This is a genomic window from Streptomyces sp. NPDC047453 (genome assembly GCF_040643155.1).
GTDB lineage: Bacteria > Actinomycetota > Actinomycetes > Streptomycetales > Streptomycetaceae > Streptomyces.
Genome location: NZ_JBEYTS010000055.1, coordinates 1 through 18,042, shown reverse-complemented (window position 1 = coordinate 18,042; position 18,042 = coordinate 1). Strand labels below are relative to the sequence as shown.

Annotated in this window: 15 protein-coding genes; 3 read left to right on the top strand and 12 right to left on the bottom strand. The window is 69.9% G+C overall.

Going from position 1 to position 18,042, the window contains the following annotated elements; genetic code table 11:
• Positions 1 to 83 precede the first annotated feature (83 nt).
• Positions 84 to 440, bottom strand: a complete 357-nt coding sequence (locus ABZ818_RS31775; RefSeq protein WP_361422271.1) for a hypothetical protein — start codon at positions 438 to 440, stop codon at positions 84 to 86.
• A gap of 323 nt (positions 441 to 763) precedes the next feature.
• Between ABZ818_RS31775 and ABZ818_RS31770 the strand changes: the two genes are divergently transcribed.
• From ABZ818_RS31770 to ABZ818_RS31760, 3 genes are all read left to right on the top strand, one after another.
• Positions 764 to 2,380: a metallophosphoesterase gene (locus tag ABZ818_RS31770; protein WP_361422268.1), complete on the top strand. Its 1,617-nt coding sequence runs from the start codon at positions 764 to 766 to the stop codon at positions 2,378 to 2,380.
• 244 nt (positions 2,381 to 2,624) lie between these two features.
• Positions 2,625 to 5,300, top strand: a complete 2,676-nt coding sequence (locus tag ABZ818_RS31765; protein ID WP_361422265.1) for a S8 family serine peptidase — start codon at positions 2,625 to 2,627, stop codon at positions 5,298 to 5,300.
• A 329-nt stretch (positions 5,301 to 5,629) separates the two neighbouring features.
• A complete protein-coding gene (locus ABZ818_RS31760; RefSeq protein WP_361422262.1) occupies positions 5,630 to 5,983 on the top strand; it encodes a hypothetical protein in 354 nt (117 codons plus the stop codon).
• A 306-nt stretch (positions 5,984 to 6,289) separates the two neighbouring features.
• Here ABZ818_RS31760 and ABZ818_RS31755 read toward each other — a convergent pair whose 3' ends face one another.
• The 11 genes from ABZ818_RS31755 to ABZ818_RS31705 all read right to left on the bottom strand — a co-directional run bounded on the left by ABZ818_RS31755 (position 6,290) and on the right by ABZ818_RS31705 (position 17,831).
• Positions 6,290 to 7,351, bottom strand: coding sequence for a CU044_5270 family protein (locus ABZ818_RS31755; RefSeq protein ID WP_361422259.1), 1,062 nt, complete (start codon positions 7,349 to 7,351; stop codon positions 6,290 to 6,292).
• Entirely contained in the window at positions 7,348 to 7,998 is a 651-nt protein-coding gene (locus ABZ818_RS31750) for an RNA polymerase sigma factor (protein WP_361422256.1), read from the bottom strand. The genes ABZ818_RS31755 and ABZ818_RS31750 overlap by 4 nt, the downstream gene beginning before the upstream one ends.
• Before the next feature lie 259 nt (positions 7,999 to 8,257).
• A complete protein-coding gene (locus tag ABZ818_RS31745; protein ID WP_361422253.1) occupies positions 8,258 to 9,481 on the bottom strand; it encodes an acyl-CoA dehydrogenase family protein in 1,224 nt (407 codons plus the stop codon).
• Between the two features lie 5 nt (positions 9,482 to 9,486).
• On the bottom strand, positions 9,487 to 10,509 hold the full coding sequence (locus tag ABZ818_RS31740; RefSeq protein WP_361422250.1) for a phosphotransferase family protein: 1,023 nt from the start codon (positions 10,507 to 10,509) through the stop codon (positions 9,487 to 9,489).
• 186 nt (positions 10,510 to 10,695) lie between these two features.
• Positions 10,696 to 11,313 carry an ATP/GTP-binding protein gene (locus ABZ818_RS31735; RefSeq protein WP_361422247.1) on the bottom strand — a complete coding sequence of 206 codons (618 nt, stop codon included), beginning with the start codon at positions 11,311 to 11,313 and terminating at the stop codon, positions 10,696 to 10,698.
• On the bottom strand, positions 11,300 to 11,656 hold the full coding sequence (locus tag ABZ818_RS31730; protein ID WP_361422244.1) for a DUF742 domain-containing protein: 357 nt from the start codon (positions 11,654 to 11,656) through the stop codon (positions 11,300 to 11,302). Before ABZ818_RS31730 ends, ABZ818_RS31735 begins: the two co-directional genes overlap by 14 nt.
• A gap of 1 nt (position 11,657) precedes the next feature.
• Complete coding sequence (locus ABZ818_RS31725) at positions 11,658 to 12,086, bottom strand: roadblock/LC7 domain-containing protein (protein ID WP_361422241.1); 429 nt, start codon at positions 12,084 to 12,086, stop codon at positions 11,658 to 11,660.
• A gap of 11 nt (positions 12,087 to 12,097) precedes the next feature.
• Complete coding sequence (locus ABZ818_RS31720; protein WP_361422338.1) at positions 12,098 to 14,611, bottom strand: nitrate- and nitrite sensing domain-containing protein; 2,514 nt, start codon at positions 14,609 to 14,611, stop codon at positions 12,098 to 12,100.
• A gap of 172 nt (positions 14,612 to 14,783) precedes the next feature.
• Complete coding sequence (locus ABZ818_RS31715) at positions 14,784 to 15,788, bottom strand: substrate-binding domain-containing protein (protein ID WP_361422238.1); 1,005 nt, start codon at positions 15,786 to 15,788, stop codon at positions 14,784 to 14,786.
• A gap of 439 nt (positions 15,789 to 16,227) precedes the next feature.
• Positions 16,228 to 17,481 (bottom strand): DUF6596 domain-containing protein, encoded by a 1,254-nt coding sequence (locus ABZ818_RS31710; protein ID WP_361422235.1) that lies wholly within the window; start codon positions 17,479 to 17,481, stop codon positions 16,228 to 16,230.
• On the bottom strand, positions 17,478 to 17,831 hold the full coding sequence (locus ABZ818_RS31705) for a YciI family protein (protein ID WP_361422232.1): 354 nt from the start codon (positions 17,829 to 17,831) through the stop codon (positions 17,478 to 17,480). The genes ABZ818_RS31710 and ABZ818_RS31705 overlap by 4 nt, the downstream gene beginning before the upstream one ends.
• Positions 17,832 to 18,042: the final 211 nt, after the last annotated feature.

Here is an 18,042-nt window from a genome sequence, read left to right as displayed (position 1 = left end):
CACATCAAACGATCAGGTCGTCCTCCGCAACGCGCGAAGGAACCGCGAAGATCCCGCTCACCTGCCGCAACACAAGTTCGCGGCTAGGGTCTGCCCGGCAGATCCTGCGGCGTCACAGCGTCGAACAGGGGCCAGCCGTCCACCTCCACCGACCCCGTCGCAGGAAACAGTTCACGGGCCAGGGCCTCGTCCAGCAGCGCCCTTACGCTGGCGGGCGCGAAGAGATTCAGAAACTCCCGGTCCGGCAGGCGCACCACCGCGCCCTCGTCGAAGTAGCTGTCGGAGATGATCCGGTCGGGTCCCGGCCGGAACACCAGACGCAGACGAGTCCGGCTTCCGGGACGCCATAGCGTCACCGTGCTGCTGCACCCGGGGTAGCCCCGCACCCGATCGTGCCGGTGCGCGAAACACCAGCCGTACATCGTGCTGCCCACCACCATGCGGCGGACCCTGCGCCTGCTCCCCATGACGGCACTCCAGAGGCAGACTTGACAGGCCGTCTGCAGCGCACGCGGGCTTTGACGAGGACGGGGCCGGCCGCAGTGGGGCGCCGTCCGGCCGTCACACCGTCTGGGCGTCAAAGGGAAGCCGCCCGAACGAGCCGCGGGCGGACATTCATGATCATTTCACCGGGATGTCAATCGGAACGCACCATGGCCCGGCGCGATCGCCGTACCGTCTGGACCAGACCGGTTACCAGTACGTTATCAAACCGTGTGGTGAATCCGCGTCCGTAACCCCGAACCAGAGAACAGGAAAACCCGTGAGACTCACCCCTCTCGTGATCACCGCGGCCTCCGTCGCGCTTGTCTCCCCGGCCGTGGCTCACGCCGACACCCCCAGCTCCGCCACCCCGGCCGCGCCTCGCGTCAGCGTCCCCGGCGGGCGGTACGAGCACGCGGTGGAGCTGAAGTTCCAGGTCGAGCGCGGCACCACCGTCCGCTACACCCTGGACGGCACGACGCCCACCCGTGACAGCCGCGTCTACTCGCCCGACAACCCGCCGCAGATCAAGAAGGACACCAACGTCACGGCGGTCGCCTTCCAGGGCAACCGGAGCAGCGTTCCGGTGTCGTACGGCTACCTGATCAGGACTCATGAGAAGCCGCTCGCCCGCTTCGTCGTGATGTCCGATGTGCATGTCGGCGGCCACGCCGGCAACGACGCGAAGTACGAGAGCTTCTTCAACACCATCGGGTCCGTCTTCCCCGATCCGGACGCGATCCTGTTGAACGGCGACATGATCAACGACAACGGCGACGGCAAGGGACCCGACCACAAGATCGTCTCCGAGATCTTCCAGGCCAACCTCGCCCGCAAGGGCATGACCGGCACCAAGGTGCTGATCTCCAACGGCAATCACGACGCGAGCCTCGCCGCGATACGGGACGGGTACCCCAAGGAGTGGTTCCCCGACTCGGGCGGCGGCTACTACGAGGCCGAGGTGAACGGCCTGCACGTGCTCACGGTGAACACCGAGACGTACAACTCCAACACGGCCCAGCGCACCTGGCTGAAGGAGCGCCTCGCCGCGATCACCGCCGACCCGGCGTACGCCGGCAAGCCCGTCCTGGTCCAGGGGCACCGGCCCACCACCGGTACGGTCATGGACGGACAGCAGACGGCCAACCCCCGCCTCGCGGAGGACCTGAGCGCCTTCCCGCAGGCCATCTACTTCTCCGGCCACTCGCACCTGAACATCAACGACGACCGTTCCATCCACCAGCGCGACTTCACCTCGGTCAACGACGGTTCGATGTCGTACATCGAGATGGACCACGGCTACCAGATGGTCACCGAGGGCGGACTGGCGAACCGCTTCGAGTCGCCGACCGCGCAGGCGCTCTTCGTCGAGGTCTACCAGGACCGTACGGAGATCGCGCGAGTGAACATGGCCGCGGACAAGCACGACATCTACACCGGCGGCAAGTGGTCGGCGAGCTGGCAGCCGCCGTACGCCAGCGCGGGCACCCTCAGCGGCGCCACCTGGACCGTGCGTCTGAAGGGTTCGACGAACCAGGAGATCAAGGACAACTTCCGCTACACCAACGCCGCGCGCAACACCGTGGCACCGACGTTCACCACGCGTCAGCCGTTGTCCCGGGTGAACGACGACAAGGGCGGCACGGTCCTGCGGATCGCCCAGGCCACCGACGACCAGATGGTGCACCACTACAACGTCGACATCACCGACGCCTCGACGGGGAAGTCGGTCGTCTCGTCCAAGGTCTTCTCCGACTACTACTTCATGCCCCGCCCGAACACCCTCGACATCCCGGTGCCGGGCACGGTCGACGGCGCCCAGTATGTGGCCCGGGTCGTGGCCGTGGACGCCTACGGGAACGCCTCACCGGCCGCCTCGCTCACGTTCGGCAAGTAAACGGGGCCCGGGACTGCGGCCACCCCCCACCCTGAGATCCCGCCCCGTCCCACCCTGCCCCTGGCCGGGTCGCCCGTCGTGTTCGACCGCGACGCGCGACCCGGCCTCGCTGTCGTACGCCTGATGTGACGACGTGTTTACGACAAGGCGGCATTACGCCAGGCCGAAACACTTTCCGCAGCTCATGGCCGGTGACACGGTAACGCCGTTCCAACCGATCACTCCTCAGCTCGGAAGGACTCTGATGTTCCGTTTCAGAACGGCGAGCCCGCGCACCGCCCGGCGGACAGCCGCCGCGCTGGTCGCCGCTTTGGTCGTCGGCGGCCTGTCTCTGCCGGCCGCTGCCGCCCAAGCGGATGGCAGCGAAGCCTCGCAGTCCTCCCCCCACGACAAGCTCGGCAACCACGACCGGTCACTGATCGCGCAGTACAAGCGGCAGCACCTGGCTCGTAGCGTCCCCGCCGGAGCCCGCAAGGCGGTCCCCGACTTCGTCACCCTGATGCTCGCGGTCAAGGACGGCCGTACCGAAGAGGCCGAGAAGGCCCTGACGGAGCTCGGAGCCCAGGTCACCAGGACGGACCCCGGGATCGGCTACATCAAGGCCAACGTGCCGTTCGCCGACGTCGACAAGGTCGTCGCACTCAACGACGTGCTCCGGGTGGACGTCGACGAGTTGCTGAAGCTGGAGGACACCCGGGTCGACTCCGGCAGGACCGGCGTGGCCGCCCGGGCTGCCGCCGCGAAGGAAGCGGGAAACCTTCCGGCGGCGCCGTCCGGGGCGACGCCCGACGACAACCCCTACATGCCGACCAACGAGACCGGCTCGGTCGACTTCAAGAAGAAGAACCCCACCTATGACGGCCGAGGCGTCACCATCGGCATCATGGACACCGGGGTCGACCCCACCCATCCCGCGCTGGCCACCACCACGACCGGTGAGCGCAAACTCGTCGACACGGTCGCCGGCACCGATCCCAACAACTTCATCGACCTGCTGTTCGACAGCACCTGGTACCTCCTCTCGTCGACGAAGGTCTCCGGACCGACCTTCACCGACCCGGGCGGCAGGGCGACCTGGACCGCACCGGCCGACAGCGACCTGCGCATCGGCGTGAAGTCGGCCACCCTTCCCAACGGCAGCAAGGTCCCCGACCTGGGTGTGCTCTACCGGCCTTCGGACGGCGCCGTCTGGGTCGACACCAACGGCAACCACGACTTCACCGACGAGGAGCTGCTGCGGCCCTTCAAGGAGAACCACCAGATCGCCTACCTGAGCACCAGCAGCCAGCGGGTCCCCTTCACCATCCAGGCCAAGAAGGTCGGCAGCAGCAACTTCGCGATCAACCTCAACCTCATCAACGAGGCACACGGCACCCACGTGGCCGGCATCGCCGCCGCGCGCAGCCTGCTCGACGGCGCCATGAACGGTCAGGCCCCTGGCGCCAAGCTGGTCTCCATGCGGGCCTGCCACGCGCTCGGCTGCTCCAGCGCGGCGCTCACCGACGGCATGGTCGACCTCACCACCAAGTACGGCGTCGACGTCGTCAACCTGTCCATCGGCTCCAGCCCGGCCCTGAACGACGGCCGGAGCGCCATGGCGCTGCTCTACAACCGTCTGATCGACACCACCGGTGTCCAGATCGTCATAGCCGCCGGCAACTCCGGAACCGGCACCAACACCATCGGCGACCCGGCCCTGGCCGACAAGGCGGTCGCCGTCGGGGCATCGGTCTCCAAGGCGACCTGGTGGGCCGACTACGGCTCCGAGGCCGGCTTCGACAAGGGCATCTTCCCCTTCTCCTCGCTCGGCCCGCGTGAGGACGGCGGCTTCGCACCCGGCATCACCGCACCGGGCGCCGCGATCTCCTCCACCCCGGGCTGGCTCGTCTCCGCGCCCGTCGCCGAGACCGGGTACACCCTGCCCGACGGCTACACCATGATGCAGGGGACCTCCATGGCCGCCCCGCAGGCCACCGGCGCCGCCGCACTGCTGCTCTCCGCGGCCAAGCAGAACGGGATCGACGTCACCCCTGCCGAGCTGCGCAGGGCCGTCTACTCCACGGCCGACTACAACGACACCGTGGAGGCCATTGCCCAGGGCCGTGGCCAGTTCGACGTTCCGGCGGCTTGGAAGTACCTGACGAAGGCGGGCAAGGAGATCGCCAAGGGCGTCGCCCGCGCCGACGACGTCACCGTCTCCGCCCCGGTCTGCACCGTGCTCTCCGGCCAGTTGGCCACGCCGAACACCGGCAGCGGCCTGTTCAACAGCTGCGCCCCGGGCAGCAGCGGCGGCCAGAAGGTCGGGGAGTCCCGCACCTATGACGTCACCCTCACCCGCACCAGCGGCCGAGACGACGCCAGGCCCTACAAGCTCGTCCTCCAGGGCAATGACGGCACGTTCACCGCACCCGAGTTCGTCGCCCTGGAGAAGAACGTCCCGACCGTCGTCCAGGTGACCGCCGCCCCTGCCACCCAGGGCACCCACAGCGCCGTCCTGACCATCGACGACCCCTCGACCCTGGCCGTCGAACAGTCCGCCTACCTGGCCGTCGAGGCCGCCACCCCGCTGACCCCGGGCACCACCTGGTCGGCGGAGGGCACGGTCTCCCGCAACGAGACCGTTCGCTACACCGTGGCCGTCCCGGCCGGCACCAAGAGCCTGACGGTCAACCTCTCCGGTCTCGCCGACGACAGTCAGACCCGCTGGTGGGCCTTCAACCCCGAGGGTGTCAGCGGCGAGTCCTCCGCGGCCGGCACCATCTACTGCTACCCCAACTACTACGACGGCTACGGCTGCAACCCGCTGACGCGCACCTACTCCTCGCCCAAGCCCGGTGTCTGGGAGTTCGTCGTCGAGGCCCGCCGCACCACTCCGGAGCTGCGCAACCCCTTCCACCTGGAGGCGTCCATCGCCCAGTGACGACCGCTCCGTGACGGCGTGATGACACCGTTTCCGCCACAACGGCCGGAGCGACACCGGCCCAGCCGCTGAGCGGCAATCGCGAAAGTGCCTTCCGCACTGGGGTGATGAGGCATCCAGAGCCTCTGTCACCGCAGTGGGAAGGCACTTTCCGCCTATGTCCCTGCAACCCGGAATAGGCAGCCATAGATGCGGCATTGCGATCGAGGTGTAACGCGACCGCGTCTGCAAGACGCAGAAGAAAAGAGAAGCGGGGCGGCACCCCGGACTGAATTTCAATGTTCGAGGTGACCGCGCCAACACGACACCTCCCCAGATCGGAATTTCTTGTGAGCAACACAGATCCGGCTTCCGGATACCCCGCGTACCACCAGACCCCGAGTCCGGACCGCTCCGTGCGCCGCCAGGCCGCTGGTCGGCGCGCTGCGCTGACGGTCTGCACGATCGCCGACACCGCGGCTGGTCTGCTGGTCCTGTGGATCCTGTTGTTCCTGCTCGAAGCGAACCAGGCGAATGTATTCGTCGAGTTCGTGCACGGAACGGCGGACTGGCTGGCCTGGTGGTCGCAGGATATCTTCACAATGGACACAGAGGGCCTACGCGTCGTCCTTAATTATGGTCTTCCCGCAGTGATGTATTTGCTGATCGGGCACGGAATCGCCGCCCGGCTCAACCGGGCCTGAAAGCGCAAGGACCGACTGTGGCACCCAGCCCCACTGAACAAATCCAACTGCTGATCTACGAGGATCTGATACGGGAACGCGGTGACGTCGTCGCGGAGGCTCAGCTGGCAGCCGCACACACGCAGCACCGGGCGACGGAACTGCTCGGCAGACAGGGTGCGCCCCCTTCGGCCCTTCACCGGGGTGACCCGGCCGCAGCCGCGGCTGACGATCCTGAGTGGCGCGGGACACTGCCGTGAACTTGGTGCGGACCCGACTGCCGGCCGCCCCCGGCCACCGGTAGTCGGGTCTGGACAGGTCACCAGGTCAGGAGGCGCGGCCGGGTGACGCGGGTCGCTCCTTCTCCTCGTCGACGACGGCCCGTTGCAGGATCGCGGTGCGTTCGGTGACGGTGCCGGGCTTGGCGTCGTGGCCCGGGGCGACTTGCAGACCGCGGCTGCCGAGGTAGGCGAAGGTGTCCCGGTCGAAGATCCACTCGATGCGTTGGCCTGTCTGAGGGTCGAGGCGGGCCAGCGCGATTCCGTCGCGGCCGGCGGCGTCCTGGGAGTGAGCCACGACCATGACGCCGGGGATCTTCGCCGCGGCGCGATAGAGGGCGGCGGCGGTTCGCGCGGGCACCAGTTGCTCGCCGACGATGTCGCCGATGGTGGCGAAGGCCTGCTGGTCGCGGTCGCTCTCGCCGTTGGTGCGGGCGTAGACCTTCTTCAGCAGTGCCGCGGGTTCGGTGGGCAGTGACTTGGTCTCGTTGTAGGAGTCGCGGGTGACGTCGCTGTCGAGGGTGATGCCTTCCTCGGGCTGGTAGCCGGGTTCATCGAGCCAGCCCTTGCGCCCGTCGGGGGAGAGCCAGACCTCGCGGGCGTGCAGGGGCTGAACCCAGGTGCGGGAGCTGTTGGTGTCCCCGTTCACGTACGTGGTCGTGTAGGACACCTTGCTCTTGACGTAGATGAACTGGTTCGGGCGAGGTGCAGGCAGGGCATCGCGGTCGGCAGCCTCGGCGATGTGCTCGACCGTGGAGGCCAGGGTGATGTCGGAGCCCGCCTGGATGTTCACGACGGGCGCCGCGACCGGCGCCGGCTCGCCGGGGCCGGCCGGTCCGCCCGCGGTGTTCAGGGCGACGAGCGCCACGCCGGCCAGGGCCAGCGCGACCGGGATGCCGATCAGCACGGTCCTGCGCAGGCGCCTGCGGGTCGGGCGGGGGGCATCGGCCGGGCCAGGGCCGGCGGCGCTGTGGAGTTGCTGGATGTGCGCCATGACGGCGTCCTCGACTTGGCGGTGGCGGTCGCGCGGCAACTCCGGATCGCCGGGCGCCGGCAGCAGGCGGGCCAGCTCCACGAGGTCCGGCTGTGTGAACCTCGGTGTCGGCTTCATCGGTCCGTCTCCTCTCCCGACCGGGCCGCTGTGGTGCGACTGCCCTGGTGTTGTCCGCTCCCGCGGACCGGTTCCACCGGCTCGTAGGGTCTAGTCCGGCCTGTGGTCAGTTCTTCCGCGGCGAGCTTGCGCAGCCGGGTACGCGTCCGCGACAGCCGTGAGCGCACCGTGCCCACGGGAACCCCCAGGGCCTGAGCCGCCTCGGCGTAGTTCAGCCCGGACCACACGCACAGGGTGAACACTTCACGCTCGCCTCGTCTGAGGCGTGCCAGAGCACGGCTGGCCGCGGCGAGTTCCTCGGCGTCCGCCATGCGGCCCACGAGTTCGTCGACGAAATCCGGCACCGTGTCCTTGGCCGGCAGGCGGGTCAGCGCGGCCGCGTGCCGACGGGCGGCCCGCGAGGTGTTGCGCAGCACGTTGACGGCGATGCCCATCACCCACGGCCGTGGGCTCTCGCCCTCGTCCCGCAGCTTCGCGCGAAGCCGCCACGCTTCCAGGAACGTGAGCGAGACGACGTCCTCGGCCGTCGTCCAGTCCCCGGTCACACGCACCGCATGCCGGAAGACAAGCTGCGCATGGGCGCGGAACAGCTCCCGGAACGTCTCTGGATCGCCCGCTCTGATGCGGGCGTGAAGTGAATAGTCCACGCTGCCAGTTGTCCGCATCCGCCATGCCGTTCCGGTGTCCTGCGTCACATCACGGACCGGTGACACAGGCGAAACCGCCTGGTGGGGTGAGAAGAGGCGAGGCAGGCCGGGACCCGCCTCGCCCGCCGGACGGCCCCGCCGTGCACGGTCCTTCGTACTGGAGACAAGCAACTCCTGGCGCTGGTGTGAGCAGCGCCAGGAGTTGCGTTCCTCGCGTGGTTGAGAGGGTGAGGAGGAGCTGCCGTTCCTCACCCCGCGGTCACAGGTACTTCTTCAACTCCCGCCGTGCCAGCGACCGCTGGTGGACCTCGTCCGGCCCGTCGGCGATCATCAGCGTGCGCGCGCCCGCGTACAGCTCGGCGAGCGGGAGGTCCTGACTGAAACCGCCCGCGCCGTGCAGCTGGATCGCCCGGTCGAGGATGCCGACCACCGCGCGGGGTGTGGCGATCTTGATGGCCTGGATCTCGGTGTGCGCCCCCTTGTTGCCGACGGTGTCCATCAGCCAGGCAGTCTTCAGCACCAGCAGCCGCAGCTGCTCGACGGTGACCCGTGCGTCCGCGATCCAGTTGTGGACGACGCCCTGCTGGGCCAGCGCCTTGCCGAAGGCGGTGCGCGACACGGCCCGCCGGCACATCAGCTCGATCGCCCGCTCGGCCATGCCGATCAGCCGCATGCAGTGGTGGATGCGGCCCGGTCCGAGCCGGGCCTGGGCAATGGCGAAGCCGCTTCCCTCCTCACCGATCAGGTGGGAGGCCGGCACGCGCGCGTGGTCGAAGACCACCTCGGCGTGGCCGCCGTGGGAGTGGTCCTCGTACCCGAAGACCCGCATCGCGCGTCGGACGGTGACGCCGGGCGTGTCGCGCGGCACGAGCACCATGGACTGCTGGCGGCGGATGTCCGGGCCGTCCGGGTCGGTCTTGCCCATCACGATGAAGATCTTGCAGTCCGGGTTCATCGCGCCGGAGATGTACCACTTGCGGCCGGTGATGACGTACTCGTCCGAATCGTCGGAGGCGCGCTCGATGCGCGTGGTGACGTTGGTGGCGTCCGAGGAGGCCACCTCCGGCTCGGTCATCGCGAACGCCGAACGGATCTCGCCCGCGAGCAGTGGCTGGAGCCACTGCTTCTTCTGCCACTCGTCGCCGAACTGCGCGAGCACCTCCATGTTGCCCGTGTCGGGCGCCGCGCAGTTCAGCGCGGTGGGCGCCAGGTGCGGGGAGCGGCCGGTGATCTCGGCGAGCGGGGCGTACTGGACGTTGGTCAGCCCGGCACCGTACTCGGCGTCCGGCAGGAAGAGGTTCCACAGGCCCTGCCTGCGCGCCTCCGCCTTCAGCTCCTCCACCACCGCCGGGGTGTCCCATGGGGAGGCCAGCGCGGCCCGCTGCTCCTCGGTCACCGCTTCGGCCGGGTACACGTACTCGTCCATGAAGGCCAGGAGCCTGGCGCGCAGCTCCTCGGTGCGCGCGTCGAACGCGAAGTCCATGTCGGTCAGCCTTCCTGAAGAGTCGTCAGTCCATGGTCGATGAAGACGGGGACGAGGTCACCGATGCGGTCGAAGCCCCGCCCGACCGTCTGGCCGAGCGTGTACCGGTAGTGGATGCCCTCCAGGATCACGGCGAGCTTGAACCAGGCGAACGCCGTGTACCAGGACACGGCCGAGACGTCCCGTCCCGAGCGTTCGGCGTACCGCTCGACCAGCTCCGCCGCGGACGGGTGGCCCGGAGCCTCGGCGGTGGTGGACACAGGCGAGTCGGGCATGCCCAGCGGCGTGCTGTACATCACCAGCAGGCCCAGGTCGGTCAGCGGGTCGCCGAGCGTGGACATCTCCCAGTCGAGGACCGCCGTGATCCGGTCGTCCGGGCCGAGCAGCACGTTGTCGAGGCGGTAGTCGCCGTGCACGACGGCCGGGGCGGGGGAGACGGGCAGCGCGCGCCCGAGCGCCGCGTGCAGCTCGTCGACGCCCGCCAGTTCGCGGTTGCGGGAGGCCGCCAGCTGCTTGCCCCAGCGCCGCAGCTGCCGGTCCAGGAAGCCCTCGGGGCGGCCGAAGCCCTCGAGGCCCACTTCGGCCGGATCCACCGCGTGCAGCTCGACGAGGGTGTCCACCAGCGACAGCACCGCGTTCCGGGTGCGCTCCTCGCCCAGCGGGGCGAGCTGGTCCGCGGTGCGGTACGGGGTGCCCTCGACGAACTCCATCACGTAGAACGGCGCGCCGAGCACGTCCTCGTCCTCGCACAGCAGCACCGTGCGCGGCACCGGCACCTCCGTCGGGTGCAGGGCGCTGATCACCCGGTGCTCGCGTCCCATGTCGTGCGCGGTGGCCAGGACATGGCCCAGCGGGGGGCGCCGCACGACCCACTGCGAGGCGCCGTCCGAGACCGCGTACGTGAGGTTCGACCGTCCGCCCTCGATCAGCCGGCCGGTCAGGGGGCCCCGCACCAGACCTGGCCGCTCCCGGTCGAGCAGTCCGCGCAGCCGGTCGAGATCGAGTCCGGGCGGGTGGTCGGGGCTCATCATTGCTCCTGGGAGACGAGACGACATCACGTGACCGACCATCATGCCGACTGGTCGGTATGTCGTCCAGTGCCTGTATGCCAAAGTGATCCGTGTCTCGGACGCCAGTCCTTGTGGAAATCCTGAAGACCAGGCGGCGGTACCTGGTCGTGGGCGCGGTCGCCCGCCGCTCCGCTGCGCCGGACCTCAGCGGCCCCGGAGCGGTCGAGGCCGGGCCGCGTCCGCCTGGGTGGCCGAGGCGATCAACTGGTCGACCAGGGCGATCAGAACGTCACGGCACGACTCGCGGTCACGCGCGTCGCACAGCAGTACCTGGGCGTGTTCCGGCAGCGCCAGGGACTCCCGGATCTCGTCCGGCGGGTAGGGGTGCCGTCCATGGAAGCCGTTGACGCCGACGACGAAAGGGATGCCCCGGTTCTCGAAGAAGTCGATGGCGGCGAAGCTGGTCTCCGGCCGGCGGACGTCGATCAGGACGACGGCGCCGAGCGCGCCCACGGCCAGGTCGTTCCACATGAACCAGAACCGCTGCTGACCGGGTGTGCCGAAGAGATACAGCACGAGATCCGAGCTGACCGTGATCCGGCCGAAGTCCAGGGCCACGGTGGTGGCTTGCTTGTGCTCGATGCCGTCGAGGTCGTCGACGCCCAGGCCCGCGGCGGTCAGTGGTTCCTCGGTGCGCAGCGGAGCGATCTCGCTGACCGACCCGACCATGGTGGTCTTGCCGACCCCGAAGCCCCCGGCGATCAGGATCTTCGCTGTGTCGGGGGCCGGCGACGGCCGGGCGGTGGTGTCAGAGCCGGCCAAGGCCGTCCCTCACTTTCTGCAGAAGGTCCAGGTCCGGGGTGCGGGAGACCGGGGACGGCCGGTTGACGGTGATCCGTCCGGCCTCCAGCAGATCGCAGAGCATGATCACCACTACGCTCACCGGAAGATCGAGATGGGCGGCGAGCTCTGCCACGGTGATCGGCTCCGCGCACCGCATCAGGATCCGCGCGTGTTCGGGCTGGGGCCGGACGGCCCGCTCGGGCGGCGGATCCACTGCCGTCACCATCGTGATGAGGGTGAAGTCGGCGCGGCTGGGACGGGTCCGTCCACCGGTCAGGGTGAACGGCCGAACGAGCCGGCCCGCCGCGTCGCCTCCGTTCACCTCACGCGCCGTTGCCGGACGCGTCGGCACCCGGACGCGGGGCCGCGCTCAGGTGCTCGCCGATCTTCTTCACCAGCATGTTCATCTGGTACGCCACCACACCGACGTCGGCGCCCGGGCCGGTGAGCACGACGAGATGGGCGCCCGGTCCGGCCGAGGTGAGAATCAGATAGGTGTGGGCCAGTTCTATGAGCGCCTGCCGCACCGGGCCGCCGCCGAAGTCCATGCTGACGCCCTTGCTGAGGCTCATCAGGCCGGACGCGGTCGCCGCCAGCCGCTCGGCGTCGTCACGCGGGAATCCGGTGGACTTGCTGACGACCAGCCCGTCCTCGGAGAGCACGACGGCGTGGTTGACGTCGGCGACCCGTTCCACGAGACCGGTCAGCAGCTGGTCGAGCTGGGTGTGCGTGGCGGGGGTGGGGCGTGTCATGTGGGTGTCCTTCATGTGCGGTCGGCGGGCGAAGTCGAGGGTGGATGTCCCCCCGGCTCGAACACGGTCGAGGCCTTGGGGGTGGTGGTGCCTGCGGCGGGAACGCGCGCATCGGCGCCGTCCGGTGCGGAGCCGTCCGGTCTGGCACCGTCCGGTGCGGACTCGGCCGGTCTGGCGCCGTCCGGTCTGGCGCTGTCCGGTGCGGCGGCCTCTTTCGGGTCGCCGGCCCGCTCCTGGGTGTCGTCGTGCCGCGCTTCGCGTGTGCCGCGCTGGAAGCCGGCCAGTGAGGAGGCGGCGCGTTCGGCGGTGAAGTCGTCGAGGGGGTCGTCCTCGACGACGGGCACGGCCTCTCCGCGCAGCTCGGCGGCCAGACTGCTCTGCGGCACCCGGCGCGGCAGCGGGGAGAGCCCCGGCTCATGTGTCCGTTCCGCCCCGCGTCCGCTGTCGCCCGCACGGGAGGCATTCTGCCCCGCGGACGGCTTCCTCCGCCGGGCGCTGACGACGGGGGCCGGGCTCTCGCCGGTCCGTTCCGGATGCCCCGGCCCGGGCACCCGGACGGACTCGGACGGCTGCGGCTGCGGGGAGCCGGCGGCCTCGTGCACCACGATGTCGTGCGGGACGAGCACGATCGCGGTGGTCCCGCCGTAAGGCGAGGAGCGCAGGGTCACGGTGATGCCGTGCCGGGTGGCCAGGCGGGCGACCACGAACATGCCGAGCCGCAGGTCGTCGGCGAGCGCCACCACATCGAACTGCGGGGACACGGTCAACTGGGCGTTGAACTGGCCGTAGTCCTCCTCGGACATACCGAGGCCGCGGTCCTCCACCTCGATGACGAGGCCCTTGGCCACCATCGCCGCCCGCACTCCGACGGGGCTCGGGGCGGCGGAGTACGCGGTCGCGTTGTCGATGAGTTCGGCCATCAGGTGGATCACGTCGGCCACCGCGGGCGGGGCGAGGTACACCTCCTCGTCGGTGTGCACCTCCACCCTCTGGTACTCGGCGACCTCGCCGACGGCGCCGCGCAGGATGTCGATCAGCGCGACCGGCTCGGTCCAGCTGCGCCGGGGCTGCTCCCCGCTGATGATGACGAGGTTCTCCTCGTAACGGCGCAACTGGCTTGCCATGGAGTCCAGTTCGTAAAGGCCCTGGAGGACCTCCGGGTCCTGGTGCCGCCGTTCCAGCGCGTCGAGCTTGCTGAGCTGAAGGTTGATCAGGTTCTGGCTCTGCCGGGCGATCCCGAGGATCACCTTCTGGAAACCGCGCCGCGTGTCGGCGAGTTCGACCGCGGTGTGCACGGCCGTTCGCTGCGCGGCGTTGAACGCCTGGGCGACCTGGCCGAGTTCGTCGGTGCCGTAGTCCAGCGGCGGCGTCGCGGAGTCCACGTCCACCTTCTCGCCCCGCTCCAGCCGGGCCACCACATCGGGCAGCCGCTCCTCCGCCAGGCGGAGCGTGGCGATCCTCAGCCCCAGCAGCCGCCGGGACAGGGACCGGGTGATCCGCCAGGACATGCCAACGCACAGGACCAGGGCGGCCAGGCCGGCCGCGCTCAGGACGGCGGCCTTCAGCAGCAGCCCGTACGCCCGGTCGGCACTGCGGTCGAGCAGCGCGGCCGTCTGCTGCTGGATCAGCGTCGAGTACTGGACGGACAGCTTGTCGATCGCGGCGCCCCAACGCTCGCGCGCGTCCGGCAGCGCGAACCCGCGCGCTCCGGTGGCCTTGCCCCGGGCCGAGAGCACGCGGTCCTCGACGGCCTCCAGCGTCCGCCACTCCGCCGACTGCAGGATCCGTTCGGTCTGCGTCTTCGTGCTGCCCTGAAGCGAGGGGACGATCTGGTCCTCGACGAGCCAGCGCCGGGTGTGGACCAGTTGGGCGAACCTGTCCCACGCCTTCTGGTCCATGTGCCCGGACGACCACGCCAGGGTGAGCTGTGCGTCCTCCTGGGAGACCAGCTCCGCGGCATGCTCCAGCGCCACGAGCGGACCGGCCTGGGAGGTGAGGTCGCCGTCGTCGACCTGTGAGAGCTCCTGGAAGGCATGGATCTGGTCGTCGATGATCGCGGTGTACTGGTCCAGGGCCTGCTCACCGGTGATGTCCGTCGGTTTGTCCACCTGGCCCCGGTAGTACTCCAGGCTGCCCACCGACGCGACGACCGAGTACATCCGGTTCTTGATGCGGGCGGGGGCCTGCCTGATCGAGTCGGACTGGCCGACCAGCTCGGCCACCGCCTTGTCCGTGGTGCTGCGCTGCGCGTCCAGAGCGGCCCGGGAGCCGTGCGGGGACGCCAGCCACGCCGCCGACAGCCCGCGCTCCAACTGGAGGGCGAGCGCCGCGTCGGTGCCCATGGCGCCGGTCGACCTGCTCAGCGCTGTCTGTGAGCGCAGCCGGAGGCCCTCGGAGAACATCTGCGTCGTGGTCACACCCCACATGGCGGCGAGCGCGACGGTGGGGACCAGGGCCAGGAGGACCAGTGAGAGCCGTATCGAACCGAGACGGCGCCGGGAACCTGTCGGTGTCCGTGGAGACATCATCGTCCTAGAGCGATCTGCGGGAAGACGGGGACGAGGGAAACGAGCGGGCGGGGTGACGGCGCGACCGGTACGGACCGGGAAGCGCGGGGGACGCCGTCCGCGCAGGTGACCGGGCGGACGGAGAACGACCGTGTCGTCATGTCACCGGCGCCCCGTACACGGCATGTCCTCAGCGCGTGCCGTCGGCGGCCAGCTTCGCCACCGACGCGACGTTCGCCTTGGTCACGAAGGCGGGACCGGTGAGCACCGGAGCGACGCCGCCACCGCTCACATTGCCGTTGGACTTGTAGAGCCAGAGCGCGTCCACGGCCAGGTACCCCTGGAGATAGGGCTGCTGATCCACCGCGAACTGCACATCTCCGTCCTGAACCGCCTTCACCAGGTCCTTGTTCAGGTCGAAGGTGGCGACATGCGCCCTGCTGCCCGCCTTGTGGACGGACTTGACCGCGGCCAGCGCGAACTGTGCTCCGTTGGTGACCACTTCGTCGATGTCGGGGTCCAACCGCAGCCGGGCCGCGACCGATTCGGTCAAGGAGTCCATGTCGGTGCCGTCGCTGTAGAGCATGTCGGTCCTGCCGCCGAAGGCCTTCTTCACACCGGCGCAGCGTGCCTCCAGCGAGATGTTGCCCCGCTCGTGGATGACGCACAGGGCGTGCTTGGCCCCCAGGTCGTCCAGCTTGTCCCCGACAGCCCGGCCCGCGACGCTCTCGTCCTGGCCGAAGTACTGCAGCACACCGCTGGAACGCCACGAACCAATACCGGAGTTCAGCCCGACCACGGGTATGCCCGCCGCCTTGGCCTCCGCGATCGGCCCCTTCATCGCATCCGGCTTGGCCAGCGTCAGCGCGATGCCGTCGGCTCCCTCCCGGATCGCGTCCCGCACCAACTTCGCCTGCCCGGCGGCATCGGCGTCGCTCGCGTAGGTCAGCTCGACGCCGTCCTTGGCCGCGGCCACCTCGGCGCCCTTGCGGACCAGTTGCCAGAAGGCGTCTCCCTCGGCCCCATGGGTGACCATGGCGACCTTGAGCCCGGACCCACCGGATTCCCCTGCGCCCGACCCGGACTGCGAGTCGCCGGTGCCGGAGCAGCCGGCCATGAGCAGGCAGACGGCGGCGGCCGTCAGTGCGGTGCCGGGGGCGGATCTGCGGTACTTGTGCGAAGGAGGAGTCTTCATGAGGGTGCGGCACCTCACTGTGCAGCCGAGCATGGAGCAAACGGGGGGAGGACTTGGGCGGAGGGCCTACGGACGTACGACCGGGCGGGTGGCTCTCGCTGAGCCGGAGCCAACCGCGTGTGACGCCCGGTAGTCAAGTGACCGGCGACCTGTCGTGGCTTGTTGCTGCCGCATTGTGATCATCTGCCTTTTGTGGCGGCACGGTTGAGGTCCGGTACGTCCCGCGCGCTGGTCGCCCGTGCGTGAGCGGCCGACCGGCGAGGCGAGCGCGCTGAGGGCGAGAAGGACGGCGGTGGAACCGGAGTTCGTCGGGGCCCAGTTGACCTTGCCGGTCCTTTCGCCGCGCGTCTATAGTTCGGCACCTACCCGGCGCAGACGCCGGTTCTGCCACTCGACGCCACCGCGCAGGGTGTGGTGCGCCCGCGTCGGCTTCGGCCCGTCACCGGTCGGTGAGTTCCGCGAGTCTGCGAGCGAGCGTGGCTCGCTCCGGTTCGTTGCCGACGAGGTCGAGGGCGGCCCGGTAGGCAGCGGCCGCCTCAGTGGTGCGGCCCAGCCGTCTCAGCAGGTCGGCCCGCGCCGCGGGAAGCAGGTGGTAGCCGCGCAGTTCCTCGGCCTCGGCAAGGGCGTCCAGCAGGTCAAGCCCCGCCTCGGGGCCGTCGCACATGGCGACCGCCACGGCCCGGTTCAGTGCGACCAGCGGGAATGGCTCGATCTGAAGGAGCACGTCGTACAGCGCGACGACCTGCGGCCAGTCGGTCGACTCGAAGCCGGTCGCCTCGTCGTGCAGTGCCGCGATCGCCGCTTGCACCGCGTACGGTCCGACGCCGGGACCGGTCAGGGCCGGTACGACGAGCCGCCGCCCCTCGGCGATGAGGCCGGCGTCCCACAGAGCGCGGTCCTGGTCTTCGAGCAGCACCTGGCCTCCCGCAGCGTCGGTCCTGGCCGCGCGCCGGGCGTCGGTGAGAAGGAGCAGCGCGAGCAGCCCCGTCACCTCTCGTTCCCCGGGGAGCAGCCGGTGCAGGATGCGGGCGAGCCGGATGGCTTCGTCGGCCAGGTCGGGGCGGACGAGGTCGTTGCCGGAGCTGGCGGCGTACCCCTCGGTGAAGACGAGGTAGACGACCCGGAGCACGCTGGGCAGCCGCGCGGGCAGCTCGTCCGGCCCCGGGACGCGGAACGGGATGCGCGCACTGCGGATCTTGCGTTTCGCGCGCACGATGCGCTGGGCCATCGTCGCGGTGGGCACCAGGAACGCCCGGGCGACCTCGGGTGTGGTCAGGCCGGCGAGAAAGCGCAGCGTCAGCGCGGTCTGTGCCTCCGGAGAGAGCGCGGGATGGCAGCAGGTGAAGAACAGTTGCAGCCGCTCGTCGGGGATGTCGTCGAAGCCGGGCTCGGCGGGGACCTCGGCGGCGGCCCGGTCGCTCTCCACCTGGAGCACCGCCAGCCGCTCCGCGTACGCGCGGTCACGCCGGATCCGGTCGATGGCCTTGCGGCGTGCCGTGGTGAGCAACCAGGCCAGTGGCTTGTCCGGCACCCCGTCGACCGGCCACCGCTCCAGCGCGGCCTCGATCGCGTCGGAGGCGGTCTCCTCGGCGAGGTCGAGATCTCCGAACCGAGCCGCGAGCAGGGCGAGCAGCCGGCTCCGGTCCTCGCGGAACACCGCCTCCACGGAGCGGGCCGCTCGCCACTCGTTCACGACTGATCCGGCTCCCAGACCGTGCGGACCTCGACGGTGCCGTACCGGGCCCCGGGGCACCGAGCCGCCCAGTCGAGCGCCGCGTCGAGGTCGGGAACATCGATCAGGTAATAGCCGCCGACGATCTCCCGGGTCTCGGCGAACGGCCCGTCGGTCACGACGCGCTCACCATTCACGCGGACGCGTACGGTGGTCGCGTTCGAGACGTCCAGGGCGTTGCCGTCCAGCTTGACGCCGGCATCGGAGACGGCCTTGTCGAACGCCATGAACTCTTCCACGGTCGGTCCCTCGGCCGGTCGCTCCTCGAGGGAGTCGGGCGACAGGGTGTTGATCAGCAGCAGGTACTTCACGGTCCGCTCCTCGTGCCTGGGGTTGGTTGCGCGGATATGACGAATGGCCGCGGGGAGAATCGACAGGACGACCGGAGAAATCTTGGCAGAGCGCCCCAGGGCGTGCCTCGTGACGGGGGGGGGGGGGGGGGGCGCCGGGGCGGCGGGGCGCCCCCCGCGGGGCCGCACCCGCACAGGCGGCCCCCCCCGCCCACCGAGCCCCCCCCCCGGG